This window comes from Nonomuraea sp. NPDC049129 (assembly GCF_040648495.1).
Lineage (GTDB): Bacteria > Actinomycetota > Actinomycetes > Streptosporangiales > Streptosporangiaceae > Nonomuraea.
Map to the genome: position 1 here is coordinate 172,955 of NZ_JBEZDU010000014.1, position 25,825 is coordinate 198,779.

General features: G+C 70.7%; 14 protein-coding genes. 8 read left to right on the top strand and 6 right to left on the bottom strand.

Going from position 1 to position 25,825, the window contains the following annotated elements:
- Nucleotides 1-56 precede the first annotated feature (56 nt).
- Nucleotides 57-9,734: an amino acid adenylation domain-containing protein gene (locus AB0B64_RS36860; RefSeq protein ID WP_358183333.1), complete on the bottom strand. Its 9,678-nt coding sequence runs from the start codon at nt 9,732-9,734 to the stop codon at nt 57-59.
- On the bottom strand, nt 9,731-14,434 hold the full coding sequence (locus AB0B64_RS36865) for an amino acid adenylation domain-containing protein (protein WP_357953713.1): 4,704 nt from the start codon (nt 14,432-14,434) through the stop codon (nt 9,731-9,733). Before AB0B64_RS36865 ends, AB0B64_RS36860 begins: the two co-directional genes overlap by 4 nt.
- 263 nt (nt 14,435-14,697) lie before the next feature.
- On the opposite strand from AB0B64_RS36865, the gene AB0B64_RS36870 reads away from it, so the two are divergent.
- Nucleotides 14,698-15,537, top strand: a complete 840-nt coding sequence (locus AB0B64_RS36870; RefSeq protein WP_357953715.1) for a calcium-binding protein — start codon at nt 14,698-14,700, stop codon at nt 15,535-15,537.
- A 48-nt stretch (nt 15,538-15,585) separates the two neighbouring features.
- On the opposite strand, the gene AB0B64_RS36875 is transcribed toward AB0B64_RS36870, so the two are convergent.
- Nucleotides 15,586-15,903 carry a hypothetical protein gene (locus AB0B64_RS36875; protein WP_358183336.1) on the bottom strand — a complete coding sequence of 106 codons (318 nt, stop codon included), beginning with the start codon at nt 15,901-15,903 and terminating at the stop codon, nt 15,586-15,588.
- Between AB0B64_RS36875 and AB0B64_RS36880 the strand changes: the two genes are divergently transcribed.
- On the top strand, nt 15,889-17,052 hold the full coding sequence (locus tag AB0B64_RS36880) for a hypothetical protein (RefSeq protein ID WP_358183339.1): 1,164 nt from the start codon (nt 15,889-15,891) through the stop codon (nt 17,050-17,052). The two genes, AB0B64_RS36875 and AB0B64_RS36880, sit on opposite strands and share 15 nt — an antisense overlap.
- On the opposite strand, the gene AB0B64_RS36885 is transcribed toward AB0B64_RS36880, so the two are convergent.
- Complete coding sequence (locus AB0B64_RS36885; RefSeq protein ID WP_358183342.1) at nt 17,000-17,665, bottom strand: TetR family transcriptional regulator; 666 nt, start codon at nt 17,663-17,665, stop codon at nt 17,000-17,002. The two genes, AB0B64_RS36880 and AB0B64_RS36885, sit on opposite strands and share 53 nt — an antisense overlap.
- A 127-nt stretch (nt 17,666-17,792) precedes the next feature.
- Here AB0B64_RS36885 and AB0B64_RS36890 point away from each other — a divergent pair, with 127 nt between their 5' ends.
- Together AB0B64_RS36890 and AB0B64_RS36895 are read left to right on the top strand one after the other, a co-directional pair.
- Nucleotides 17,793-18,944: an NAD(P)/FAD-dependent oxidoreductase gene (locus AB0B64_RS36890; protein WP_358183345.1), complete on the top strand. Its 1,152-nt coding sequence runs from the start codon at nt 17,793-17,795 to the stop codon at nt 18,942-18,944.
- Between the two features lie 78 nt (nt 18,945-19,022).
- Nucleotides 19,023-19,985 carry a DUF6461 domain-containing protein gene (locus tag AB0B64_RS36895; RefSeq protein WP_358183348.1) on the top strand — a complete coding sequence of 321 codons (963 nt, stop codon included), beginning with the start codon at nt 19,023-19,025 and terminating at the stop codon, nt 19,983-19,985.
- A 9-nt stretch (nt 19,986-19,994) separates the two neighbouring features.
- Here the strand turns inward: AB0B64_RS36895 and AB0B64_RS36900 are convergent, their stop codons facing one another.
- Both AB0B64_RS36900 and AB0B64_RS36905 read right to left on the bottom strand, forming a co-directional pair.
- Entirely contained in the window at nt 19,995-20,855 is an 861-nt protein-coding gene (locus AB0B64_RS36900; protein WP_358183350.1) for an SDR family oxidoreductase, read from the bottom strand.
- Nucleotides 20,856-20,974: 119 nt separating this feature from the next.
- On the bottom strand, nt 20,975-21,601 hold the full coding sequence (locus AB0B64_RS36905) for a TetR/AcrR family transcriptional regulator (RefSeq protein ID WP_357953727.1): 627 nt from the start codon (nt 21,599-21,601) through the stop codon (nt 20,975-20,977).
- A gap of 124 nt (nt 21,602-21,725) precedes the next feature.
- On the opposite strand from AB0B64_RS36905, the gene AB0B64_RS36910 reads away from it, so the two are divergent.
- The 4 genes from AB0B64_RS36910 to AB0B64_RS36925 all read left to right on the top strand — a co-directional run bounded on the left by AB0B64_RS36910 (nt 21,726) and on the right by AB0B64_RS36925 (nt 25,655).
- Nucleotides 21,726-22,919, top strand: a complete 1,194-nt coding sequence (locus AB0B64_RS36910) for an FAD-dependent oxidoreductase (protein ID WP_358183353.1) — start codon at nt 21,726-21,728, stop codon at nt 22,917-22,919.
- Between the two features lie 51 nt (nt 22,920-22,970).
- Entirely contained in the window at nt 22,971-24,185 is a 1,215-nt protein-coding gene (locus AB0B64_RS36915) for a cytochrome P450 (protein ID WP_358183356.1), read from the top strand.
- Between the two features lie 28 nt (nt 24,186-24,213).
- Entirely contained in the window at nt 24,214-24,414 is a 201-nt protein-coding gene (locus AB0B64_RS36920) for a ferredoxin (protein ID WP_358183359.1), read from the top strand.
- A 389-nt stretch (nt 24,415-24,803) separates the two neighbouring features.
- Nucleotides 24,804-25,655: a DUF4352 domain-containing protein gene (locus AB0B64_RS36925; protein ID WP_358183362.1), complete on the top strand. Its 852-nt coding sequence runs from the start codon at nt 24,804-24,806 to the stop codon at nt 25,653-25,655.
- The last annotated feature ends 170 nt before the right edge of the window (nt 25,656-25,825 follow it).

Consider the following 25,825-nt stretch of genomic DNA (forward strand, 5'->3'; position numbering starts at 1 on the left):
TATCCCCGGCAGGTGGACTTCCCGGTACGGCGTCGCCGCCGTACCGGGAAAGCGGGTCAAGCGACGAGCTGCTTGTCGGCCGCCCGCTGGATCAGGTCCTTGTCGGTGATGACCACCGCGTCGGGGATCGCGTCGGGCAGGTCGTCCTCCAGGAAGCGGACCGGCCGGTAGCGGTAGGCGGCCAGGCCGATCAGCACGGTCACCGCGCCCGCGACGAGGGTGAGCAGGGCGATCCCCCTGCCCTGCGCGGCGCCGGCGATCGGGTCGAAGACCCGCTCGACCAGCGGCCCGGCCAGCAGGAACCCCACCGGGACCATGGCCCAGCTGAGCATCAGGTTCGTGGCGATGACCCGGCCCTGCAGGTCGAGTCCGACCTTCTGCTGCACGATGGCGAACCAGTGCGCGTTCAGCAGCGCGGTGAACAGCCCGATGAAGAACAGCCCGATCGCGGGCAGCACCGGATGGGGCGCGATTCCGATGACGGCGAAGGAGACGCCCAGGGCCATGAAGCAACCGAGGATGCCGTACGTGCGACGGGCCAGACCCCCGGTCACCGTCATGATCACGCTGCCCACCAGGAGCCCGATGCCGGTCATCGAGAGCGCTATGCCCAGGCCGCGGGTGTCGGTGAGGCTGAGCAGCAGCGGCGTGGACAGGACCTCGACCATGGCGAAGGGGAAGTTCAGGAACGAGGTGAACAGGATGATCGCCAGGAGCCCGTGCCTGCGGGTGATGTAGCGCCAGCCGCCGGTCATCTCCTGCCAGAACGACTCCTCCCGCTTCTTGAACAGCGTGTTCGGGAAGCGGACCGCCAGGGTCACGGTGACGGCGAAGGCGAAGGTGGACAGGTCGATCACGACGATGCCGTGCAGCCCGATGGCGGCCACGAGCGCGCCGCCCAGCAGCGGCGCCAATACGGTCCCCGCCGCCTGCCCCAGCTGGGCCAGGCCGCTGGCTCTGCCGTAATAGCGTTTGGGCACCAGCTGGGCCACGGCCGCCATGTAGGCGGGCTGGTGGAAGGCCGTCGACACCGCGCCGACGGCGACGATGAGGTAGACGTGCCAGAGCTGGAGCCCGCCCGTCCACAGCAGGGCGGCCAGCGAGGCGGAGGATACCCCGGCCGCCGAGTCTGCGGTGATCATGACAAGCCGGCGGTTCCAGCGGTCCGCCACCGCTCCGGCGACCGGCGCCAGCACGACGGCGGGCAGCAGCGCCATGACGGAGACGATGGCGAACATCGAGATCGACCGCGTCTGCTGGTAGACCCAAAGCCCCAGGCCGAACGTGGTCAGCCCGGTGCCGATCAGCGACACCAGCTGGCCGAAGGCCACCAGGAAGAACGTCTTCAGGCTGGCCTGCTGGTAGCGGGGCGGCAGCGGCGCCGGTGACCGGTCCCCGCCATCGAGGATCTCGGCCAGCTCGGGCGCCTGGTGCTTCTGGAAGTAGTGCCCGGCCTTGGGGATCACCTCCAGCGACACCTCGTCGGAGAAGGCCTCCCACTCGCGGAAGCGCTCCTCGTACAGCTCGGTGGCGCGGTCGCTCTCGCCGACCACGCAGACCAGCGGTGCGGACAGCTTCTTGATGGGCGCCTGGTAGAGCTCGGTGTAGTAGTCCTCGCCCTCCTGGGTGTCGTGGAGGAAGACGCCCATGATGAAGTCGCGCTCGGCGGGGTCCAGAGCTTCGGTGAAGAAGCCCATCGCCCGCAGGAACTCCAGCGCCTGCCGCTTGGAGGTCCACCGCTCCATCGGGAAGACCTTGCGGAACCAGGCGAAGGTCTTGCCCGGCAGGCGGGGCGCGGGCAGGTGCCCGCCGATGACCACCTTCTCCAGGACGACGCCTTCCTCCTCCAGCCGGCGCGCCAGCTCGACGGTGAGCGCGCCGCCCATGCAGTGGCCGTACAGGGCGAGGGGGCCGTCGACCTTCTCCTTGATCTCCTTGACGCAGCCCTCGACGAGCTCGTGGAAGGGCAGCACGGGCTCGCCGGGGTTGCCGGTCTCGTGGCCCGGCGGCTGCAGCGCGAGCATGGTGATGTGCGCGGGCAGGGCCGAGGCCAGCGGCTGGTACGTGATCGCGCCGCCGCCCGCGAACGGCACGCAGACCAGGGTCAGCGAGGCCGCGGGTCGTGGCGGCGTCAGTTCATGCAATAACCCGATATTTCGGGATGATCCGTCGAGTGTGGCGAAGGTGCGGATGGTGGGGTTCTTGAAGAGGTCCAGCACGGTCGCCTGGATCCCCGAGTCCCGTACGGCGCGTACGGCCTTGAAGGAGTCGCCGCCCAGCGCGAAGAAGTCGTCGTCGATCCCGATCCCCTTCACACCCAGGATCGCCGACCAGAGCTCGACCAGCTTGACCTCGGCCGGCGTTCGTGGCGCCGCGCCCTCGGCGCGTACCTGGGCGACCGGCTCGGGCAGCGCCTTGCGGTCCACCTTGCCGTTCGGGGTGAGTGGCAGGGCGTCCAGCAGCACGAACGCTGAGGGGATCATGTAGTCGGGCAGCTTGCGCCGCAGATATTCGCGCCAGTCGTGCTCGGCGTCGGCGGCCAGATAGGCGGCGATGCTCTTGTCATCATCCGAGCCGCGCACCACCACGGCCCCCTCGCGGACCGCGGGATGCGCCAGCAGCAGCGACTCGATCTCGCCCAGCTCGATCCGGTAGCCGCGGACCTTCACCTGGCCGTCGGCCCGGCCGAGGAACTCGATGGAGCCGTCGGCCCGGCGGCGGGCCTGGTCACCGGTCCGGTAGAGCCGGCGCCCGTCGCGCCAGGTGATGAAGCGTTCGGCCGTCAGTTCGGGCTGGCCGAGGTAGTCGCGGGCCAGGCCCGCCCCGCCGATGTAGAGCTCGCCGACCACGCCGGTGGGCACCAGCTGCATCGCGGCGTCGAGCAGGTGGATCTGCGTGTTGGCGATCGGGTGCCCGATGGTGATCGGTCCGTCGGTGACTCGGGTGAGAGTGGACCAGATGGTGGTCTCGGTCGGGCCGTACATGTTCCACAGCTCGGCCACCCGGCCGCGCAGGTCGGCGGCCAGGTCGGCGGGCAGCGCCTCGCCACCGCACAGGGCCTTCAGGTCCGGCTTGCCCGCCCATCCCGACGACAGCAGCAGCCGCCAGGTCGCCGGAGTGGCCTGCATGACCGTCGCGCCGTCCAGCAGGGCGGCCAGCCGCAGCGGATCGTAGGCCGCCTCGCGGCTCGCGATCAGCACGTGGCCGCCGACTGTGAGCGGCAGGAACAGCTCGAGCACCGAGATGTCGAAGGCGGTCGTCGTGACGGCCAGCAGGGTGTCCTGGCCGGTCAGGCCGGGCTCGCGGCTCATGGAGGTGAGGAAGTTGACCACCGAGGAGTGCTGGACGCGCACGCCCTTGGGCCGCCCGGTGGAGCCGGAGGTGTACAGGACGTAGCAGGGGTTCTCGTGGGTGGCCAGGGCGGGCAGCCGTTCCGGGCTCTCACCGGAGAAGCCACCGTCGGTCAGGATGAGCTCCCCCTGGTAACCGGTGTAGCGCCCGGCGAGCTCGCGCTCGGTGACCAGGACGCCGATGCCGGAGTGGTCCAGGATGTAGTCCTGACGGTCCTGCGGGTACATCGGGTCGAGCGGCACGTACGCGCCGCCCGCCTTCAGCACGCCGAGCAGGGTGACCAGCATCGTGGCCGAGCGCTCCATCGCCACGCCCACCAGCGTCTCGGGCCCCACACCCGCCGCGCGCAGCCGCCAGGCGACCTGGTTTGCCTGCCCGTCCAGCTCCCGGTACGTCAGTGAGTCGCCCTCGAAGGTGACGGCCACGACGTCGGGCGTCCGGTCGGCCTGGGCCTCCACCAGCTCGTGGACGCACAGGTCGGGCACCTCGACGTCCTGGCTGTCCAGCTGCTCGGCCAGCTCCTCGCCGGTGAGGAAGTCCAGCTCGGACAGCGTGGTCTCGGGCGCCGCGACGATCGCGGACAGCAGGGCCTCGTAGTGCCGGAGCAGCCGCTGGACGGTGCCGGGGTCATAGAGCGCGGTGTTGTACTCCAGCCGGCACTCCAGCTCGTCGTCCTGCTCGTTGACGTAGAACACCAGGTCCACCTGGGCGGTGCCGACCTCCACGGCCAGCTCCCCGACGGCCAGCCCGGCCATGTCCAGGTCGCTCTTGGGCAGGTTGAGCAGGTTGAACAGCACCTGGAAGAGCGGATTGCGCGACAGGTCCCTGGGCGGGTTGAGCTCCTCCACCAGCCGTTCGAACGGCACGTCCTGATGGGCGTACGCGCCCAGCGCGTACTCGCGTACCTGCGCCAGGAGTTCGGTGTATCGCAGGCCGCCGTCCATCTGGGCCCGCATGACCAGGGTGTTGATGAAGCAGCCCGCGATGCCTTCGAGCTCGGGGCGGGTGCGCCCGGCCACCGGCGAGCCGACGCAGATGTCCTCCTGGCCGCTGTAGCGGTACAGCAGCGTGTGGAGCGCGGTCAGCAGGGCCATGTAGAGCGTGGCGCCGCGTTCCTGGCTCAGCTTCCGCAGCCCTCGGGCCAGCTCCGCGGGCAGCACGTGGGTGGCGACCGCCCCCTCGAAGGTCTGCATCGGCGGGCGCGGCCGGTCCGTGGGCAGGTCCAGGCTGTGCGGGATGCCGCGCAACCGCTCCTTCCAGAAGCCGAGGTCGGCGACCTGCTCCCGCTGCCAGCGCGCGTAGTCGCGGTATCTGACCTGCGGCTCGGGCAGCGTCTCGCCGTTGTACAGCGCGACCAGCTCGCTCCTCAGCAAGGTGATCGACCAGCCGTCCACGACGATGTGGTGGAAGTTGAGCGACAGAACATGGTGATCCGGTGCGAGCCGCAGCAGCCGGGCGCGGAACAGAGGCCCGTGCGCCAGGTCGAACGGCTCGGTCGCGGCCGCGCTCAGCGCCCGCTCGGCGTCGTCGCAGTCCTCGACCGGCAGCGGCGTCTCCCCCGCGGGCAGCACCACCGGCACCGGCTCGCCGTCCGGGGCGCGGAAGACGGTCCGCAGCGACTCGTGCCGCCGCACCAGCTCACGCAGGGCTTCGTGCAGCCGCGCCACATCCAGCTCGCCCCGCAGGTCCAGCGCCGTGGCCACGGCGTAGGCGGCCGAGCCGTGCACCTGGTCGATGAACCACATGCGCCGCTGGATGAACGAGACGGGCGCGGGCTCCTCACCGACCGGGATCACCTCACGGAGACCCGCCGAGGCGACGACCGGCGTCACCTCAGGTTGGCCCGCCGAGGCGACGACCGACGTCCCCTCACGGAGGGCCGCCGTGACGGCCGGCGTCACCTCGCGGAGGCCCGCCGCGACGGCCGGGATCGCTTCACGGGAGGCCGCCGAGTCGACGAGCGCCCGCTGGCCGCCCAGCGTGGGGTGGTCGAAGACCGCCTCGATGGGCAGGCCGAGGCGGGAGGCGAGCTGGGTGGCCACGAGGGAGTCGCCGCCCAGGTCGAAGAAGTCGTCCTCCGGTCCGGTGGGCGCGAGGCCGAGCACGTCCCGCCAGACTGCGGCGACCACGTCGAGCTCCTGGACCGCCTCCGCCACCGGCGCGGCCGCGACCTCGAAGCGCCGGGTGCGCGGCCCGATCCAGTAGCGGCGCCGCTCGAACGGATACGTGGGCAGCGGCACCCGCCTGCCCGATGGTCCGAACGCCGTCCAGTCGACGTCGGCGCCGTGCACCCACAGCCGCCCGACGGCCTCCAGCAGGGCGGTCCGCCCGCTCTCCGGCTCGGCGGGGGCGGGGGCGGGGGCGAGGGTGGCGACCGTCGCCTGGCCGCCCTGGCGGCGTACCAGGGTGGTCAGGGTACGGCCCGGCCCCGCCTCCACCACCGCGGCGTCGGCCGCCACGAGGGCGCGGGCGCAGTCGGCGAACCGCACGGTCTCCCGCAGATGGCGCACCCAGTAGGCGGGGTCCTTGGTCTCGGCGCCGGATGCCCAGCCGCCGGTGACGTTGGACAGGTACGGCAGCTCGGGCGTGCCCAGCTGCACCGAGGCGACCTCGGTGGCGAAGGCGTCGAGCACCGGGTCCAGCATGGCGGAGTGGAAGGCGTGGGAGGTGCGCAGCGTGCGGCAGGCGACATCCTGCCGTTCCAGCCGCCGCTTCACCTCCGCGATGGCCCCCTCCGGCCCGGCCAGAACGCACATTTCGGGGGTGTTGACCGCCGCCAGCGAGACGTCCGCGCCGAGCAGGTCACCCACCTCGGACTCGGGCAGCGGCACGGCCAGCATCGAGCCGGGGGGCAGGCTCTGGACCAGGCGGCCGCGCGCGGCGACCAGGCGCAGGGCGTCCTCCAGGGTGAAGACTCCGGCCAGGCAGGCGGCGACGTACTCGCCGATGCTGTGCCCGGCCATCATCGCCGGGCGGACGCCGCGCTCGATCAGCGCGCGGGCGAAGGCGTACTCCGTGACGAAGAGCGCGGGCTGGGTGAGCCAGGTCTGGTCGAGGTCACCGGCCTCGCCGTACAGGGCTGCCTGGCCGTCGGCCTCGCCGTACAGGACTTCGCGCAGGTCGAGGCCGAGGTACGGCTCAAGGATGCCGGAGCAGGCGTCGACGGTGGCGCGGAAGACGCTCTCCGATCGGTACAGGCCCGCGCCCATCCCCCGGCGCTGAGCGCCCTGGCCGGGGAAGACGAAGGCGACCTCGCGGGGGCGCGATTCGCCCGTGACGAACTCGGCGTCCAGCGCCGAGTCGTGGTCCTCGGCGACCAGGATGCCGCGATGCCGCAGCTGACGGCGGCCGTGCCGGAGCGTGGCGGCGACGTCGCCCAGGTCCGTGTCCGGACGCGCGCGTAGGTGGGCGCGGAGTCGCGTGGCCATCTCCCCCAGCGCCGGGTCACTGGCCGCCGACAGGATGAGCAGGTGCGGGCCGCTCACCGATGGGGCGAGGGGCTCCGGGGAGGCGAGCGGCTGTGCGGCGGGGAGCTGCGAGGCAGGGAGTTGCGGGACGGGGAGCTGTGCGGGTGCTTCCTCCAGCACGACGTGGGCGTTGGTGCCGCCCATCCCGAAGGCGCTGACGCCCGCCCTGCGCGGCCCCGGCCCCTGCGGCCACTCCGCGCTGGCGGTGGGCACGTAGAACGGACTGAAGTCGATGCGCGGGTTGGGCGTCGCGAAGTTGACCGTGGGCGGCAGCGTGCGGTGCTTGAGCGCCAGTACGGTCTTGATCAGCCCGGCCATCCCGGCGGCGGCGTCGGCGTGGCCGATGTTGGACTTGATCGAGCCCAGGGCGATCCGCCGATCGCCGGTGAAGACCTGGGAGAGCGCCGCGACCTCGATGGGATCGCCGAGCGCGGTGCCGGTGCCGTGCGCCTCGATGTAGCCGATCGTGCCGGGGTCGACGCCGGCCGAGGCGAGCGCCGCGGTGATGACCTCGGCCTGGCCGTCCACGGCCGGCGCGGTGTAGCCGACCTTCCTGGTGCCGTCGTTGTTGACCGCGGAGCCGCGTACGACGGCGTGGATGGTGTCGCCCGCGGCGATGGCGTCTTCCAGCCGCTTGAGCACGATGACGCCGACGCCGCTGGCGCCGATCGTGCCCCGGGCCTCGGCGTCGAAGGGACGGCAGTGGCCGTCGGGCGACCCGATCCCGCCGCTCTGGTAGACGTAGCCGCGCCGGGTCCAGGCGTTGACCCGCACCGCCCCGGCCAGCGCGATGTCGCAGTCTCCCGCGATCAGGCTCTGCCTGGCCAGGTGGAGCGCGACCAGCGAGGTGGAGCAGGCGGTGTTGACGCTGATGCTCGGCCCGCGCAGGTCGAGCTTGTAGGAGGTCCGGGTCGGCAGGGAGTCCTTGTCGTTGCCGAGCATGACCTGGTAGTCGCCGACCGCTTTGAGCACATCGGGCGCGGCCAGCAGGTTCTCGATGAGATAGCTGCTCATCGCCGAGCCGGCGAAGACGCCGATCTGGCCCGGGTGGCGGGCGGGGTCGCAGCCCGCGTCCTCCAGCGCCTCCCAGGCGCTCTCCAGGAACAGCCGCTGCTGCGGGTCGAGGATCTCGGCCTCGCGTGGGGTGAACTCGAACAGCGTGGCGTCGAACAGGTCGATGCCGTCCAGCACCGTACCCGACCTGACGTAGGCGGGGTCCGAAAGCCGGTCGGGGTCCTCGCCGTCGGCGAGCAGTTCCTCGTCGGTGAAGTCCTGGACGGCTTCCACGCCGTCGCGGATCGCCGCCCATAACTCCTCGGGCCCCGTGGCGCCGGGGAAACGGCAGGCCATGCCGACGATGGCGAGCGCGCCGTCGGCGGCGGGCGCGGTGGTCGAGACCGCCGCCGGGGCCGGGCCGTCGTCGCTCAGGTAGGCCGTCAGTGAGGCGATCGTCGGGTACCTGAACAGGTCGGTGACCGTCAGGCTGAACCGCTTGCGCAGTCGCTCGTGCACTTCGAGGACCAGCAGCGAATGGCCGCCCACCTCGAAGAAGTTGGTGTCGGGGCCGAAGGCGTCGGTGCCCAGCGCCTCGCGCCAGGCCCGGGTGACGAGCTGGGAGATCTCGCGGCGCGGCAGCTCCCTCGGCCTCTCCTCCCCGCTCATCGCCCCGGCCAGCACTTGCTGGAGGTCGGCGACCAGGCCGCGGATCGTGCCGGCGTGGAACAGGTCCGTGTTGTACTCCACGAGCCCGTCCAGCGTCTCGCGGACGCCCACGGTCAGGTCGAACTTGGCCGTGTGCTCGGGGATGTCGACGGAGGTGACCGTCAGACCGGCCAGGTCCAACGCCGCCGTGGCCTCGGGCAGCATGTTGAACATCGTCTGGAACACCGGGGTACGGTCCAGGCGGCGCTCCGGGTTGAGCTCCTCCACCAGCCGCTCGAACGGCATCCCCTGGTGGTCGTGGGCGTCGAGCACCGCCTCCTTGACCCGCTCGACCACCTCGGCGAACGACGGCTCGCCCGACAGGTCGGCGCGGATGGCCAGGGTGTTGGTGAAGAACCCGATCAGGCCCTCGTCCTCGATCCGGTCCCGGTTGGCGATGGGCGTGCCCACCACCAGGTCCCGCTGGCCGGAGCGGCGCGAGAGCACCACCAGGTAGGCCGCGAACAGCACCATGTACGGCGTGGCGCCCAGGCCGCGGCAGTAGGCCGCGAACTCCTCGCGCGGAAGGTCGAGGGAGAAGGGCAGCTCGGCGCCCGCGTACGTCTGGACGGCCGGCCGCGGCAGGTCCGTCCGTAACTCGGTGAACGGCGGCGCGCCCGCCAGCCGCTCGCGCCAGTAGGCCAGATCCCCGCTGTAGTCCTTCTCTCGCTGCCAGATCGCGTAGTCGGGGTACTGCCGCGACAGCGCCGGCGGCTCCTGGCCGTTGTAGAACGCGCTCAGCTCCCGGCGCAGCACGTCCAGCGACCACGCGTCGGCGACGATGTGGTGCAGCAACAGGTGCAGGACGTGCCGCTCCGCGCCCTCGCGCACGAGGTGGGCGCGGATGAGCGGGCCGGTGGTCAGGTCCATCGGCGTGCCGTCTTCGGCGTCCGCCAGGTCGACCGTGAGCGAGTCGGCCACGATCTGGTACGGGCCGTCCTCGTCCATGGCGAACGTGGTGCGCAGGCTCTCGTGCCTGGCCACCAGGGCGTTCAGCGCGCGGTGCAGCGCTTCGCGATCGAGCGGGCCCTCGACGCGGAAGGCGAGCGGGATGAGATAGTGCGCGGCACCCGGCGCCATCTTGTCCAGATACCAGGCGCGCAGCTGGGTGAAGGACATCGGCAGCCGGTCGGGCCTGGGCCGTTCGGTCTGTTGCCGCTGTTTCTTCTTGCGTAACGCTTCCAGGAGCTGACGCTGCTGGGCTGACAGGCTCATTGATTACCTTCCATCGAGCGCAGCAGGGCCTCGGCCTCTTCGTCCGAATACGCGGCGACCATCAGATAGAGCTCCGCGGCCGCCTCCACGTCCGGCGACGTGAGCTGCGCCCCCAGCTCGGCGACGGTCGGGTGGGCGAAGAGTGTCCGCAGCGGCACCTGCACCTCCAGCGCCTCGCGCACCCGGGAGGCGATCTGGGTGGCGTTGAGCGAGTTGCCGCCCAGCTCGAACAGGTTGTCGTGCCGCCCGACCGGCCCGCCCAGCACCTCCTGCCAGATGGCGGCGATGGCCTGCTCCACCGGGGTGGCCGGGGCCGTGACGACCCGCGCGCTCCGGCCGGGCTCCGGCAGGGCCTGCCGGTCCACCTTGCCCGCGGGGCTCACCGGCAAGGAGTCGAGCGTGACGAATGTGCTCGGCACCATGTACTCGGGCAGCCGTTCGGCCAGGTAAGGGCGTAGCTCGGGGCTGCCGTCGGCGACCACGTAGGCCACCAGGGCGCCGTCCCGGACCATGACGAACGCCTCTCGCACGGCGGGGTGCCCGGCCAGCACCGCGGCGATCTCGCCGGGCTCGACCCGGTAACCGCGGATCTTGACCTGGTCGTCCGCGCGTCCCAGGAACTCGATCTCGCCCGCCTCGTCGCGGCGGGCCAGGTCCCCGGTCCGATAGAGCCGGCGCCCGTCCCGCCAGGTGATGAACCGTTCCTGGGTCAGCTCGGGCTGGTTGTAGTAGCCCCTGGCCAGGCAGGCGCCGCCGAGGTGCAGCTCGCCGGGGACGCCGTCGGGTGCCTCGTGTCCCAGGCGGTTCAGGATCGGCGTCTGGATGCCGGTGACCGGCCTGCCGATGGGCGGCAGCCGCGGCCAGCTCTCCGGCGGGCCGGTGAGCGTGTGGGCGATGTCGATGATCGCGCCCTCGGTGGGGCCGTACTGGTTGTGCAGCGTCATCCACGGCTTGATGAACCGTTCTAGCTGCGGGGTGACCTGGAGCTGCTCGCCGGCGGTGATCACCTCGCGCAGTGTGGCGGGCGGTTCGATCCCGGCGCCGGCCAGCGACTGCAGCGCCACGAAGGGGAGGAAGATCCGCTCCACCCGGGTCCGGGCGATGTGGTCGAGCAGGGCGGCCGGGTCGCGCCGCACCTCGTCGCTGACCATGACCAGCGTCCCGCCGTACGCCCAGGTGCTGAAGATCTCCTGCACCGAGACGTCGAAGCCGAGCGCGGTGAACTGCAGGCTCCGGTACGTACCGCTGTGCCAGGCCATGAGGTTGGCGACGGGGCGGTGCGGCATCGCCACGCCCTTGGGCTGACCGGTCGAGCCCGAGGTGAACAGGATGTAGGCCAGGTCGTCGGGCGTGACGCCGCTGTCCGGCCGGTGCTCCGGCTGGCCGTCGAGGTCGGTATCGACGTGGACGGGCCGCTCGTGCGGCAGTGCGCCGGCCAGCGCCTGGTGCGTCACCAGGACGGGGGTGTCGACCCGGCCGAGCACCTGGGTGAGGCGGCCCTCGGGGTAGGAGGGGTCGAGCGGTACGTACGCGCCGCCCGACTTCAGGATGCCGAGGATCGCCACGGGCAGGTCGAGCGAGCGCCGTACGTGCAGGGCGACCGGCACCTCCGGGCCCACCCCCATCCCGCGCAGCAGGTGGGCCAGCTGGTTGGCCCGCCGGTCGAGCTCGGCGTAGGTGAGGGCGGCGCCGTCGAACTCGACGGCGACCGCGTCGGGCGTCCTGTCCGCCTGCTGTTCGAAGAGCCGGTGCAGGCACTGGTCAGGACCGCGACCGGCGGGCTCGTGCTCCCGGGCGAGCAGCGTGGAGATCGGCGCGGCCGAGTCGGCCGCCACTTGCTCCAGGACCCGCAGGTAATGTCCCAGCAGGCGCTCCGCGGTGCCGCGCTCGAACAGGTCGGCGGCGAACTCCAGGCTCATCTCCCGCCCTTCGGCGTAGAGCACCAGGTCGGCCTTGGCGCCGCCGTTCTCCACCTCCTCGAGCATCCGGAAGGTCACTCCGTCGCCCCGCTTGACGTCCGGCGGCTCCTGCATCGCGAACATCACGTCGAAGGGCGGCCGGCCGTCGGGGCAGAGCTCCCGGACGATGTCCTCAAGCGGCACATCCGTGGGCGTGGCCAGGACCGTCGCCCGCACCTGTGCCAGCAGGCGCTCGAAGGAGGGGTCGTCCGACAGGCCGGTCCTGATCGGCAGCGTCTCCACGAAAAAGCCGATCACGGAGTGCGCGCCCGGTGCCTCCCTGCCGGAGAACGGCACGCCCGTCACAATGTCGTCCTGGCCGGTGTAGCGGTACAGCAACGCCTGGAAGGCCGCGAACAGCACCATGAACGGGCTGGCCCCGGCGCTCCTGCCGAGCGACTCCACCTCGGCGAGCAGCCCGTCCGGCAGCGTGGCCCGGACCCGGCCGCCGGGCCGGAGCGGCCCCGTCGACCCCGGGCGATCGGCGGGCAGCCCCAGCCGCTCGGGCGCCGACTCCAGGACTTTTCGCCAGTACGGCAGACCGTCGAGACCCTGCCTGCGCCCGTACGGCGCGATCGGCGCGGGCAGGCTCTCCCCCGTGTAGAGGCGGGCCAGCTCGTCCAGGAAGACCCCGGCCGACCAGCCGTCGAAGGCGATGTGGTGCACGGTCACCAGCAGTCGGTGCCGGTCGTCGGCGAGCCGGAGCAGCAGCGCCCGCAGCACGGGACCGTTGCGCAGGTCGAAGGGGTCGCGGGCGGCGTGCTGGGCCAGCGCGGTCGCGCCACGCGGGGTGGCGTCCATGACCTTCATCGTGATGAGCGCGTCGGCCGGCTCGACGACGATGGGCACCGGCTCGCTGTCGCGCTCTTCGTAACGGGTGCGCAGGGATGGGTGCCGGCGCACGATCTCGTTGATCGCGTTCTGCAGGCGGCCGGTGTCGAGGGGGCCGTCCAGGGCGTACAGGATGGGCACGTTGTACTGCGCGCCGGGCGCCACCTGGTCGATGTACCAGAGCCGGCGCTGTGCGGGCGTGAGCCCGCCCTCGGCGGCGGTCACCGACGTCATCCGCGGGAGGTCGTCGATCGCGCGGGCCAGCGCGGCGAGCGTGGGATGTTCGAAGAGCATCCGGGGCTCGACCGGCTTGTTCAGCCTGCCGCAGGCGCGGGCGGCGATGCGCATCGCCAGCAGCGACTGGCCGCCCAGCGCCAAGAAGTCGTCGTCGGCGCCGATCGGCCCGGCGTCGAGGACGTCCTGCCAGAGCTCGGCGAGCAGCTGTTCGGTGGCGGTGCCGGGCGGCGTGATGGAGCGGGGCTCGCGGACGGGGTCGGGCAGCGCGGCGCGATCCACCTTGCCGTTATGGGTCAGTGGAAGCTCGTCCAGGAAGACCCAGGCGGTGGGGATCATGTAGTCGGGCAGGTACCTGCGCAGGTGGGCGCGCGCCTCCTGCTCGCTCGCCGTGCCCACGAGGTAGGCGACCAGTTCGTGGCCGCGGACGGCGGTGGTGGCGGCCCGGACCCCTTCGTGCCGGCCGAGCACGGTCTCGATCTCGCCGAGCTCCACCCGGTTGCCGCGGATCTTGACCTGGTCGTCCGCGCGGCCCAGGAACTCGATCTGGCCGGCCTGGTCATGGCGGGCCAAGTCGCCGGTGCGATACAGGAGTTGTCCGTCCTGGTCGTGGACGAAGCGCTCGGCCGTGAGGTCGGGCCGGTCGAGGTAGCCCAGGCCGACGCACACGCCGCCGAGGTAGATCTCGCCCTCCTCGACCGGCCGCATCGCCTCGTCCAGCAGGTGGACGGTGACGCCGGGCAGTGGCGAGCCGAGCGCGGGCGGGCGGGTCTGGCCGTCGGCGACCGGCACCTCGCCGGCGATCGCGTTGACGGCGCACTCCGCCGGGCCGTAGAGGTTGATCAGCCGGAAGGGCAGCTCGGGTCTCGGATACGTGGTGAGCCGGTCGCCGCCGGTGCTCAGCGTCGCCAGCGTGGTCTTCTCCGGCCAGGACAGGCCGAGCAGCCCTTCAGCGATGGGCGTGGGCGCGTAGCAGGTGGTCAGCTCCTGATCCACGATCCAGTCGCGTAACGCGGGCAGGGAGAGCCTGGTCCGCTCGCTGGGGATGACCATCGTGGTGCCCGCGGTCAGGTACGTCCAGATCTCCCAGACCGACGGGTCGAAGTTGGGGCTGGTGAGCAGCGGGGCCCGGCCGCCGGTCCCGAAGGTGTCGTGCGACCAGCTGATCAGGTTGGTCAGCGCGCGGTGCGGGACGAGCACGCCCTTGGGAGTCCCCGTCGAGCCGGAGGTGTGGATGACGTACGCGAGATCGCCGGGCTTGACGTCCGGTAGGGGTAACGCGTCCGCCACGTCGGGCGTGTCGATCACCGGGATGCCGTCGGGGACCAGAGCTCTCCACTCCGGCGCCGTGACCACGGCCGCGGCTCCCGCCAGCATGGCGCGGATCCGCTCGGCGGGCGTGGCGGGGTCGATCGGCGCGAAGGCGAGACCCGCCTTCATCGCACCGAGCTGGCCCGCGACCAGCCGGATCGAGCGGCTCGCGAGCACGGCCACCCAGGGCTGCCCGGTCATCGTGAGACGAAGCAGCTGAGCGGCGATGCCGTTCGCGAGGCGATCTAACTCTCGGTAGGTGAGATGTTCTTGACCGGCCGAAACAGCGACCCTTTCTGAGGCCCTGGACAGCTGGTCCTGATAAAGCTGCAGAACAGATGCTAAGGGTGATGCATCTGACGTCATTGTCGCGCCTGCCGATTGTTGAGTTTTGCGAGTTTCTGGGCACGCCGCGGATCAGGATGACCTGGTCGCCAGATTCGTGTCAACCCTAATTGGATCATGCAGCTGAGGAGCGGCGGAGGCCGGGGCCCGAGGGCGTGATGGACGGCTTCTCCAGCAGCGACGTATCGATCTGTGGGACGCGCGTGCCACGTGATGGAACGCGCCGGAACGCCTCCTGGGTGGGTGCCGAAGGGGCACCGTCTCGCACGATGAAAGGGTCCCCCATGTCAAAAGGTCGCGTGATGCGCGTGCTCATGGGCGCGGCGGCGCTGGCCACCCTGCCTGCCGTTCTGTCCATGCAGCCGGCGATGGCGGCGCCCTGCTACGGCGACTGTCAGCCTGGTGTGGTGCGTTCCGCGGGAGTCCTCAAGTACGACGCCCCCGTGGGAGTGAACGACCAGATCACCATCAGCGCGGGCGGCGGGTTCCTCACGGTCGCCGACCCCGCCGCCACGCTCACCGTGGGCGCCGGATGCACCCTGGTGACCCCGCACGAGGCGCGCTGCTCGGCGACGAACGTCGGGTTCATGGTCATCCGCGGGCTGGACGGCGACGACGTGATCACGAACTCCACGGGCCTCGCCGCACATCTGATGGGCGGCGACGGCGCCGACCGGCTCGTCGGCGGCTCCGGCGCCGACACGCTCAACGGCGGATTCGGCAGCGACGTGCTGCAGGGCAACGGTGGTTCCGACACCGTCACCTACTCCGAGATATCGAGCAGGCTCGGCGTCCGAGCCGACCTCGACGGCGCGACCGGCGACGACGGCAGCTCCGAGGACGGGCCCGTGGGTGCCCGGGACACCATCGCCGCGGACGTGGAGAACCTGGAAGGGACCAACACCGACGACGTACTCATCGGCAACGCGGGCCCGAACGTCATCAACGCTTCGAACGGCCACGACCAGATCCAGGGCCTGGGCGGCGACGACCAGCTCATTGGCAGGGGCGGCGGCACCATCGACGGCGGCGCCGGCACCGACCACTGCACGTCTAACCTGGTGGGCCTGCCGGTAGCGGCGGACGCCTTCACCGGCTGCGAGACCACCGAGATCGTGAACTAGCGCGAGGCCCGAGTCCGTGGTTGGCGTCTTCACATGAGAGACCCGCCTTCACGGCTGAGCGGCTGCCGCCTCACCGGTCAGCAGCCGCCTGGCCTCCGCCCGGTGACCGGCGAGTTCGAGGAGGGTGTCCCCGACCGCCCGGACGATGGCGGGGCGTGCGCCGGCGCCGCTCCGGAGCGCGCGGGTCGTCGCCTTGAGCAGGCCGGGCAGGGCGAGCGTCTCGCGCGGGTCGCGGATCCGGGAGTAGACGTCGAGGACGCGTCGGACGCCGTCCGGCCGGTCGGTCAGCGCGCGGAGCAGCTCGAACTGTACGTGCGCCAGGCCGTCACCGCGGCCGAGCAGGTTCGTCCAGTGGTAGGTGTCCACGCACTGCGCGTCGCGGGTGCGTTCCCACGCGCGGGTGGCCCGGTCGAGCGCGGCGGGGTCGTCCAGCACGGGCGCGACGCCCTCGCCCAGCAGCCGCCCGAACCGTACGGCATCGGCAGCGGGACCGTACGCGACAACCTGGTCCCGGCGAGCCTGGAGGTGATCGCGTACAAGGGGAAGAAGTTACGCGTCCCGGTGCCGGGCAACGTCGGCGGAGTCCTCACTCCCGACGCGATCAGGGACTACTTACGCAGCGCTCTCACGGCCGTGACGACGGTCCCGCTGACGCAGGTCGATTTCTTCGCCTCGAAGCTCGTCACCTTCGTCACCAGCGGTCCGCGCCGGCGGCTCGGCCAGTGGGAGAACATGGGCTTCGCCGACTTCATCAAGGCGAGCATCATGTCGCAGGAGTATCGGGATCTGCTGGTCAGGCTGTTCACCGCGTCGCTGGTCGCGGCCCAGCCGAACAAGGCCAACACCCGCACCATGGGCCTGATGTTCGAGGCGCTGGTCTACAGCGGGCTCGGCCTCGGCCCGTATGGCCCGCCCGACCGGGTGCTCGGCGGTCCATCCAACGATGTCTGGCTCACCCCCTGGATCGGCTACCTCACCAGCCTCGGCGTGCAGTTCAAGGTCGGCTGGAGTGCCACCGGGTTCGACTACTCCGGCGGCCGGATCACCGGCGCGCGGGTGAGTGATCCCAGCGGGGCCGCCGGCACCGTCACCGCCGACCACTACGTGGCCGCCCTCCCCGTCGAGCGCCTGCGCCCCCTGCTGACCTCCGCCATGAAGGCGGCCGACCCCGCCCTGGCCCGGCTGGATCATCTGGAGACGGACTGGATGAACGGGGTCATGATCTACCTCAAGGAGCCCCGCCCGATCGCCAACGGCCACCTCATCTACGCGGCACGCCGTGGGCGCTCACCTCGATCAGCCAGGCACAGTTCTGGCGCGGCGACTTCGCGACCAGCTACGGGGACGGCACGGTCACCGACTGCCTGTCCCTCGACCTCTCGGACTGGAGCACTCCCGGTGTCCTGTTCGGCAAGACCGCCCGGCAGTGCACCCGGCCGGAGATCGTCCAGGAGGTCCTGGCTCAGGTCCGTTCGGCCCTGCCCGGTGGTGCGGCGCTGCCATCGAGCCCAATGAGCCGAGCCAGGACGGCGACCTGGTCGGCGAAGTGCGCGATGAACTCCGGCGAGGTCGGATCGGTGCCGCAGACGCCTTCGATGACATGCGGCAGCGTGGTGGTCGCCATGGCGGCGGCCATCAGCATGACCAGCAGGCTCGCCGGGTCCACCTCGGCCGGCAGCCGGCCGGCAGCCTGCAGCGCGCGCAACTCGTCGACGCTCTCGGCGAGCATCCGGGTGCGCGGCGCGTGGTCGGGGTCGTCGTCCGGACCTGTGTACTGCAGGCCGTTCCAGGCGAGCAGGCGGGTGCCCTCCGGGTTGTGCAACGCCTCCATCGCGTATCGGCGCAGTTGCTCGGGCAGCGGCGTGCCCGGTGGGGCCAGCTCGCGGCGCCGCTGCTGCCACTGCTGCGACGCGGCCTCGTACAGGCCCTCTTTGCCGTCGAAATAGTACGAGATCAGCTGCACGTTGACGCCCGCTCTGGCGGCGATCGCGCTGATCCGGGCGCCCGCGTAGCCGTGCGCGCCGAACTCCGCCGATGCCGCGTCCAGGATCCGCTTGCGGGTGCGTTCGGGATCGCGCTGCCGCTCCTGCGGCTTGGGCGACCTACGGGGACTCGACGACGGAGACACACGCAGGACTATACATACGCCTGGCAATATCAAGCACTCCTATGACTTAATCAAATGAACGCTTGACAGAGTCCTTCGGACGTTTGACGATGACGAGGACAGCCCTTGGACAGCGAAGGACAATGACATGCCAGATTCACCACGGATCCTCATCGCGGGCGCCGGCGTCGGCGGGCTGGCGCTCGCGCAGGCGTTGCGTCACGGCGGCCTGGACGTCGCCGTGTACGAGCGGGACTCCACACCGAAGATCCGCAGCCAGGGCTACCGCATCCACATCGACCCGGACGGCAACTCCGCGCTGCGGACCTGCCTGCCGGCGCGGACACTCGACCTGGTCCGCCGCACCAGCGGGGTCAACGACGACGTGGTGGCCGGCTACACCCACCAGTTGCGGCAGGTGACGACGCGGACCTTCCCGGGGATCACCGACGACCTGATCACCAACGTGGACCGCGAGACCTTCCGGGAGGGCCTGCTCACCGGCCTGGCCGACACCGTCCGCTTCGGGCGGACGCTGACCGGCTACCGAATCACCGATTCCGGCCGGGTACGGGTGGAGTTCGCCGAGGGCGGCGACGACGAGGGCGATCTGCTGGTCGGCGCGGAGGGCGTCGGTTCGCCGGTACGCCGCCAATTGCTTCCGAACGCCACCGTGAAAGACATCGGCCTCCGATGCGTCTACGGCCGGATGACGATCAACGAGACGACCGAGGCCCTCATCCCGGAGGCCATCAGCCGCGGTTTCTCCTGGGTCTACGACGAGAGCGGGTGCGGCGCCGGGTTCGCGCCGGTGCGGTTCCGCTCCCGGCCGGAGGGCGCGTCGGACTACCTGATGACCACCCTGCTCGCCACTTCCGAGCGGCTCGGCTCGCCGGACGAGGAGCTGTTCGAGCTCTCGCCGGAGGCCCTGTGGAAGCTCGCTCTCGAGGTGACCGCCGGCTGGCATCCGGCGCTCCGGGAGCTGTTCGCGTACGCAGACTCGGACAGGTTCTTCTCGATCACGATCCGGGCCGGTGAGCGGGTCGACCCGTGGACGTCCGGCCCGGTCACGCTCCTCGGCGACGCCATCCACACCATGCCGCCGACCGGCGGCGTCGGCGCGAACACCGCGCTGCAAGACGCCGCGACACTGGCCGGCGAACTGCTCGCCGCCGCACGCGGCGACAAGTCACTCATCGACGCGGTCGCTGCGTACGAACGCGTCATGATCCCGCGCGGTTTCGACACCGTCGACGCCTCGCTCCGGATGGCCGCCCAGATGTTCGGCACGTCCGGCTGACGCGCGCCGAAATTGTCCTTGCCCTCCGCCATGATGGCCCCGCTCGTGTCCACGTATGTGATCTCGAAGGGGGCTGTCATGACCGCCAAGGAAAGCGCAGATTGGTCAGATTTCGGGTGGAATTCCTGGGAGCACCTCGCTCTGGTCCGCGCCAAACTTGACGCGGGCGCCGACCCGAACGAAGGGGTCTACATCTTCGAGCGGCCGCTGCACGCCGCGGCGGAGCGCGGTTCGCCGGAGGTGGTCGCCGAACTGGCCGGCCGGGTCGATGACGTCGACGCGGAGTGCGAGGGCCGCACCGCGCTCTGGGGTGCGGTCTTCAGCGACCGGCCCGAGAACGCCCTCGCCCTGGTCGCTGCCGGAGCGGACCCGTGGCGGCCCATGATGGCCGGCTGGTCGCCCGGCCGGCTCAGCCTGGCGGGCCCCACGCCCGGCCTGTTCTTCCCGTTCCCGCCGGGTCATGCCAGGCTGACCGAGGCCGAGACCGCCGCCGTGACGGAGGCCGACCGCCTGATCGGCGCGCTGGACGGCATCGTGAACGACGGATTCAGCCTGGCGTGTGTACGCGGCATCAGCGCCGCCGAGGCGGCACAGCGCTTAGCCGCCACACCCGTCGGCGAGGAAGAGCTGGAAGAGGCCATGGAAGACCCGTTCGAGGAGGAGGCCATGCAGTTCATCGGCTTCACCGACGTACCCGGCGGCTGCCTCGTCAGCCAGCAATGGGGCTACATGGCCTCGACTCCCGTCGTCATGCAGGTGCTGTCGGCGGGCACGGTCGCCTACGGCATGTACGCCAACCCCAAGAGCGGCAACCAGGGCTGCGTCTACCGCGACGGCGAGGTCATGGAGTGGGACACCCACCCGGGCGGTGGCAGCGTGTCCGGCGATGACTCGGCCCAGGAGATCCTGCTCAAATACCTGTACGTGGGCCACGCCGAGGCCTACTGCTTCGCCGGCGCGGACCTGCGCCCGACCAGTGCCCGCGCGATCAGCGGTCCGGACATGCACCTGCGGCTGCCCGAACGGGACTACTGGCACTGACCAAGGCGGTCAGGCGGTGTCGCCGCCGTCGGCGAGCAGCGTGCTGCCCGTCATGAAGGTCGACAGGTCCGACGCGCAGAACAGGACGACGCGCGCGATGTCATCAGGCACGCCGAGCCGCCCGATCGGACCGTTCAACATGAGGTCGGTCGGCGGGATCTCGGTCGGTGGGATCTCGGTCGGCGGGATCGGGAGGTCGGTCGGCGGGACGGCGTCGGTCATCACAGCGGCGGCGGCCATCATGTTGCCTTCGGTGGGGACGAAGCTCGGTGCGACCCCGAGCACGCGGATGCCGAGCGGAGCGAGTTCGAGGGCCAGCTCGCGCGTGACACCGCGCACGGCGTGCTTCGATCCGACGTAGGCGGCCAGGCCGGGCGCGCTGCCGCGGAAACCGGCGGTCGAGACGATGTTCACGATGACACCGCCCGTGCCCGCGGCCGCCATCCGCCGCGCCGCCTCACGCGCGCCGACGAAGACGCCGCGCGCGTTCACCGCGAACACCGTGTCCCACGTCTCCTCGGTCATCTCCAGCAGGGGGACGGCCGGGAAGATTCCGGCGTTGTTCACCCAGATGTCCAGGCCGCCGAGATCGGCGACCGCGCGGTCGGCCGTAGCGGCGACGGACGCCGCGTCGGTGACGTCCATGGCGGCGCCGATCACGCGTACACCGTGGCGTTGCGCCAGCTGCTCGGCAGCGGTCAAGGCGAGCTCTTCGTCAATGTCGCCGATCAGCAGGTCGGCGCCCGCCTCGGCCAGGCGTGACGCGATCGCCTTGCCCAGTCCGCGACCGCCTCCGGTCACGACCGCGCGGCGGCCCGTCAGGGAAACGAGCTCGGCCAGGGACCTGCTCGACACATCAGCGGTGGACATGGTGCTCTCCTTCGGGGGAAAACGTGCGCGTGTAAGACCTGAGCGGTCCAGAGGCTGACGGGTCCGTCGGCCTCATCTGTAAGACCGGAGCGGTCCAGAGGCCGACGGGTCCGTCGGCCTCATCTCCGTCCGCCCTCGTTGATGCGGTAATGCGCGTTCAGGAGCGGCCAGATCGCCTCGGCCATCTCGGCAGGGGTGCGGGTACATCCGCCTTCGAGCCAGTCGACGGCCACACCGAGGAGCGCCCCGGCGGTGAACGCGGCCGTCACGTCATGCGGAACCAGCTCCGGCCACTGCCCGGCGTCGGCCGCGACCAGGTGATCACGGATGACCGTGGCCATGCGGTGGCGAATGTGGCCGACGACGCGCGCACTGCCCTCCAGCCCCAGCAACGCGCGATACAACCCCGCGTGTTCGGCGAGGCTGGCGAAGAACGCCGCCAGCGACCGGATCGCCTCTTGCACCAGGTCCGGCGAATCGAGCTCGGGAGCGGGCAAGGACTCGATCAAGCCGTCGATCATCGCGGTGCAGGCGTCCTCGGCCAGCTCGTGGACGTCGCGGTAATGGTCGTAGAAGGCCGAGCGGCTCACGCCGGCGCCTTCGGCGACGTCGGAGACGCTGATCCGGGACAGGTCCTGCTCCTCGACCAGCTGAATCAGCGCACGTGCCAGCGCTGTCCGGGTACGGCGCACGCGCCGGTCACCTGATGAGGCCTTGCTCTCTCTGGCGGTGTCCACAGTCGCCATCCTATCGAACGCCTACAGGTGCAAGTTTCCTTGCAGCTGTAGGCTAATGTGTGACCGGGACGATGAAGGGATCTCGACTTATGTGCATAAGTGCAGCTCAGGCCCTCGCCCCGGGCAGCGCCTCGTGACCTCGCCCGGACACGTACTGATCGTCGGCGCGTCGGCCGCCGGGCTCAGCACCGCGGAGGCACTGCGACGGCTCGGCCACGAGGGCCGGCTGACCCTGGTGGACGCCGAGCCCCACCTCCCCTACGATCGGCCGCCGCTGTCGAAGCAGGTCCTGGCCGGTGTCTGGGAGCCGGCCCGCGCTCAGCTCCGTACCGCGGTCCAGCTCGACGCCCTGGCCGCCGAGTTCGTCCGGGGCGAGCCCGCCGTTGCGCTGGATGCGGCGGAGCGGACGGTCACCACTGCCGCCGGCCGCGTGCTGCGGGCCGATGCCGTGGTCGTGGCCACCGGTCTGACGCCGTACCGGCTGCCTGGCCAGGACGGGCTGACGGGCGTACACGTGCTGCGCGGCCTCGACGACGCGCTCGCCCTGCGCGCTCGCCTGACCCCCGGCACCCGGCTCGTGGTCGTCGGTGAGGGCGTACTGGGCGCCGAGCTCGCCGCCACCGCCCGCGCCATGGGCCTGGAGGTCACCCTGGTCGGCATGGGGCAGACGCTGCTGCGCGAGCAGCTCGGCGACATGGTCGGCGGCCTGCTCAACCGCGCCCACACCGAGCGCGGGGTCCGGCTGCGGCTCGGTGTCGCGGTCGATGGGCTGACCGGCGCCGGCGGCCGGGTCACCGGCGTGCGGCTGGCCACCGGCGAATTGCTGCCCGCCGACGCGGTCGTGGTCGCCATCGGGTCCCGCCCGTCGACCGGCTGGCTGACCGGCAGTGGCCTCACCCTGGGCGACGGGGTGGAATGCGACGCGCGCTGCCGCGCCGCCGAGGGCGTGTACGCCGTCGGCGACGTGGCCTCCTTCGAGCACGCCGGGCTCGGCAGGCGCCTCCGGCTGGAGAACCGCACCAACGCCACCGAGCAGGCCCAGGTGGTGGCGGCCAACCTCCTCGGCGCCGACCGCCCGTACACGCCGATCCCGTACTTCTGGACCGACCAGTACGACATCAAGATCCAGGCCCACGGCCTGCCCTCACCGGCGGCCGAGGTCACCATCGCCGAGGGCGACCCGGAGCAGCACCGTTTCGCCGCCGTCTACCGCGAGGGCGGCCAGGTCACCGGCGTACTCGGCTGGAACATGCCCAAGCAGGCCCGCCTCCTACGGCAGCGACTCCTGGGCACCTGGCAGCCCACCCCACCACTCACGCCCGCGTGAGAACCCGCACGACCAGAAGACCACCACTATCCATCCACGAGGAGATGTCCGTTGAGCGTCAATGAGCAGGTTCTGAGCTATCCGATCCCCAACGACGCGGCGCTGGACCCGCCCGCGGAGTGGGCCGAGCTACGCGGCAAGTGCCCGGTGGCGCACGTGAAGCTGCCCAGCGGCGACCAGGCGACGCTGCTGACCCGCTATGAGGACGTCAAGGAAGTGCTGGCCGACCCGCGCTTCACCCGGCTGCTGAACGCCCCCGACGCGGCCCGGATGTCGGCCACGGACGACGGCGGGCTGTTCAACAGCGACATGGCGGCGATCATCCCCGACAGCGGGGAGGAGCACCTGCACTGGCGGCGCCTGGTCGGCAAGTGGTTCACCGCCAAGCGCATGAACGCCCTGCGGCCCCAGATGGCGCAGATCGCCGAGGGCTTGATCGACGACATGGTCGAGCGCGGCGCCCCCGGCGACCTCAGGGCGGGCCTGGGCTTCCCGCTGCCGGTGTACGTCATCTGCGACATGCTCGGCGTGCCCGCCGAGGACCGGGACCGGTTCTCGTACTGGTCCGACACGCTGCTCAACCTCACCCGCTACAGCAAGGAGGAGATCGAGGCCGCCCAGGCCGAGTTCTTCCAGTACATGTCCGACCATCTCGCCGCCAAGCGCACCGAGCCGGGCGACGACCTGCTGAGCGAGCTGATCGCGGCCGGCGGCCCCGAAGACGGCGGCCTGGCCGAGATCCAGATCCTCGTCACCGGCATGGCGCTGCTGGTCGCCGGCCACGAGACCACCGCCAACATGATCGGCAAGATGGTCTCCATGCTCCTGGCCGACCGCACCCGGTGGGAGCGCCTGCTGGCCGAGCCCTCGCTGATCCGCTCCACGGTGGAGGAGACGCTGCGCCTCGACGCCAACTCCGGCTTCGGACTGCCGCGCTACCTCAAGGAGGAGACCGAGGTCAGCGGCACCGTACTGCCCAAGGGCACCACCGTGATCTGCAGCATGGCCGCCGCCAACCGGGACGAGAGCGCGTTCGAGGCCGCCGACCAGATGGACCTGACCCGCAGCCCCAACCCCCACCTGGCCTTCGGCTCCGGCGCGCACTCCTGCCTCGGTCAGGCGCTGGCCCGCACCGAGCTGCAGGTCGTCCTGGAGGTACTGCTGCGCAAGCTGCCCACGCTGGAGCTGGCGGTGCCGGTGGAGGAGCTGGAGCGCGTGGAAGGGCTGGCGGTGGGCGGTCTGCGTACGGTGCCGGTCCGTTGGTGATCTTGATCGACAAGGAGGAGTACCCAAGATGAAAGTCATCGTGGACGAGGTCAAGTGCTGCGGCGCCGGGCAGTGCGTACTGATCGCGCCGGAGGTGTTCGACCAGCGCGACGAGGACGGCATCGTCATCCTGCTCGAACCCGAACCCGCGGCCGACCAGAACAGCGCGGTCCGAGAGGCCGCCGCCGTCTGCCCCGGCGCCGCCATCGAGGTAACCGAGCAGGCGTAAGCACGAAACGCTCCATACTCCCCGTCACTGTGCATTACGCGATGGAATGCCGGGGTAACCCCCACATGAACGTCCCCGGAATGAGATCCGGGGGCGTTCAACGAAATGGCGCAATTCGCGAAGTCCTGTCGTCCATTCGACGCCTCGGCGAGTCGCGGCCATGAACTCCAGCGGCAGACGCTTCATTCCTGCCGACTCCAATGGCTGACCATCAGCAAAATACGGCGCAAGCCTTTTGCTTGTTGGATCGCGCCATTCGATCTTGTAGGCGCATCGCACGGGGTCTATACGGGGATGGAATCGCTCTGCGGTGGCACGGCCAAACCCGGTCCGTCGCGGAGGGATTCGACATGTCCAACCCATACGAGCAGCAGCAGCATGCGCCGAACATGGCGCACCATCAGGCGTACGGTACGCCGCCTCCAGGCTACGGAATGATGCCTCCAGGGCCCGCCTACCACCATCAGCAGATGCGCAATGGGCTAGGCGTCGCCGCGCTGGTCATCGGCATCATCGGGGCACTGGTCGGCTTGATCCCGGTGCTGTTCTTCATCGCCGGCACTCTCGGCCTGCTGGCGGTGATCTTCGGCTTCGTCGGCCGTGCCCGCGCGGGCCGTGGCGCCGCCTCCAACGGCGGGACGGCACTCTCGGGAGCCATACTCGGCCTGATCTCCATGGCACTCGCCACCTGGGGGCTGGTCATCACGGTGAATGCCGTGGGCGATGCGGCGACGAAGATCGACCAGATCGTCGCCTCCGCCACCGCGTCCGCAGAGCCGGGCGATCCCAGCCCGTCGAAGAGCCAGGCGCCCAAACCCCTCGCGCTTGGCGCCGTCGCCAAAGAGCCGCCATTCTCGTTGAAGGTCCTGTCCGTCAGCCGCGAGCAGACCGTGAGCAGCTCGATCGACAGCCATAAGGCCCAGGGTTCCTACGTGGTCGTGCGGGTCCTGGTGAAAAACACCGGCAACAGCCCTGCCGCGTTCGATGGCACCGACTCGGGCATCCTGGATAGCGACGGCAAGCAGTACAACGTCGACTCCGACGCCACTATCAGCCAGAACCTGGAGGGCGGCCAGGGCCTTTACGACGAGATCAATCCCGCCCAGAAGGTCACGAGGGTGCTGGTGTTCGACCTGCCGAAGAAAGCCAAGCCCGTCGTAATCGCCATGTTCGGCGCCGAAGGCTCGGATGGGACGTTCATGTATCTGGTCAAGGACAGTGAGCTGGCGTCCCCGGCCTGACGATCAGCACCGAATCGACCGTCGTCACACCAGCACCGAGCTCGGCCATCTTGATTATCACGTAGTCAATCGAGCCCGTCGGCTTTGAAGGATTCTCATTCTTTTCACTTCACGTTGCCTGCTCGCCGTGGAGATCGCGTCAGCGGATGGGGCAGCCCCCGGAGCGGTTG

Bases quoted from the DNA above. Each gene is read 5' to 3' on its own strand.
- AB0B64_RS36860 (WP_358183333.1), bottom strand. From the start codon at position 9,734: ATGAGCCTGTCAGCCCAGCAGCGTCAGCTCCTGGAAGCGTTACGCAAG.
- AB0B64_RS36920 (WP_358183359.1), top strand. From the start codon at position 24,214: ATGAAAGTCATCGTGGACGAGGTCAAGTGCTGCGGCGCCGGGCAGTGC.
- AB0B64_RS36890 (WP_358183345.1), top strand. From the start codon at position 17,793: ATGCCAGATTCACCACGGATCCTCATCGCGGGCGCCGGCGTCGGCGGG.
- AB0B64_RS36905 (WP_357953727.1), bottom strand. From the start codon at position 21,601: ATGGCGACTGTGGACACCGCCAGAGAGAGCAAGGCCTCATCAGGTGAC.
- AB0B64_RS36870 (WP_357953715.1), top strand. From the start codon at position 14,698: ATGTCAAAAGGTCGCGTGATGCGCGTGCTCATGGGCGCGGCGGCGCTG.
- AB0B64_RS36895 (WP_358183348.1), top strand. From the start codon at position 19,023: ATGACCGCCAAGGAAAGCGCAGATTGGTCAGATTTCGGGTGGAATTCC.
- AB0B64_RS36925 (WP_358183362.1), top strand. From the start codon at position 24,804: ATGGCGCACCATCAGGCGTACGGTACGCCGCCTCCAGGCTACGGAATG.
- AB0B64_RS36865 (WP_357953713.1), bottom strand. From the start codon at position 14,434: ATGACGTCAGATGCATCACCCTTAGCATCTGTTCTGCAGCTTTATCAG.
- AB0B64_RS36900 (WP_358183350.1), bottom strand. From the start codon at position 20,855: ATGTCCACCGCTGATGTGTCGAGCAGGTCCCTGGCCGAGCTCGTTTCC.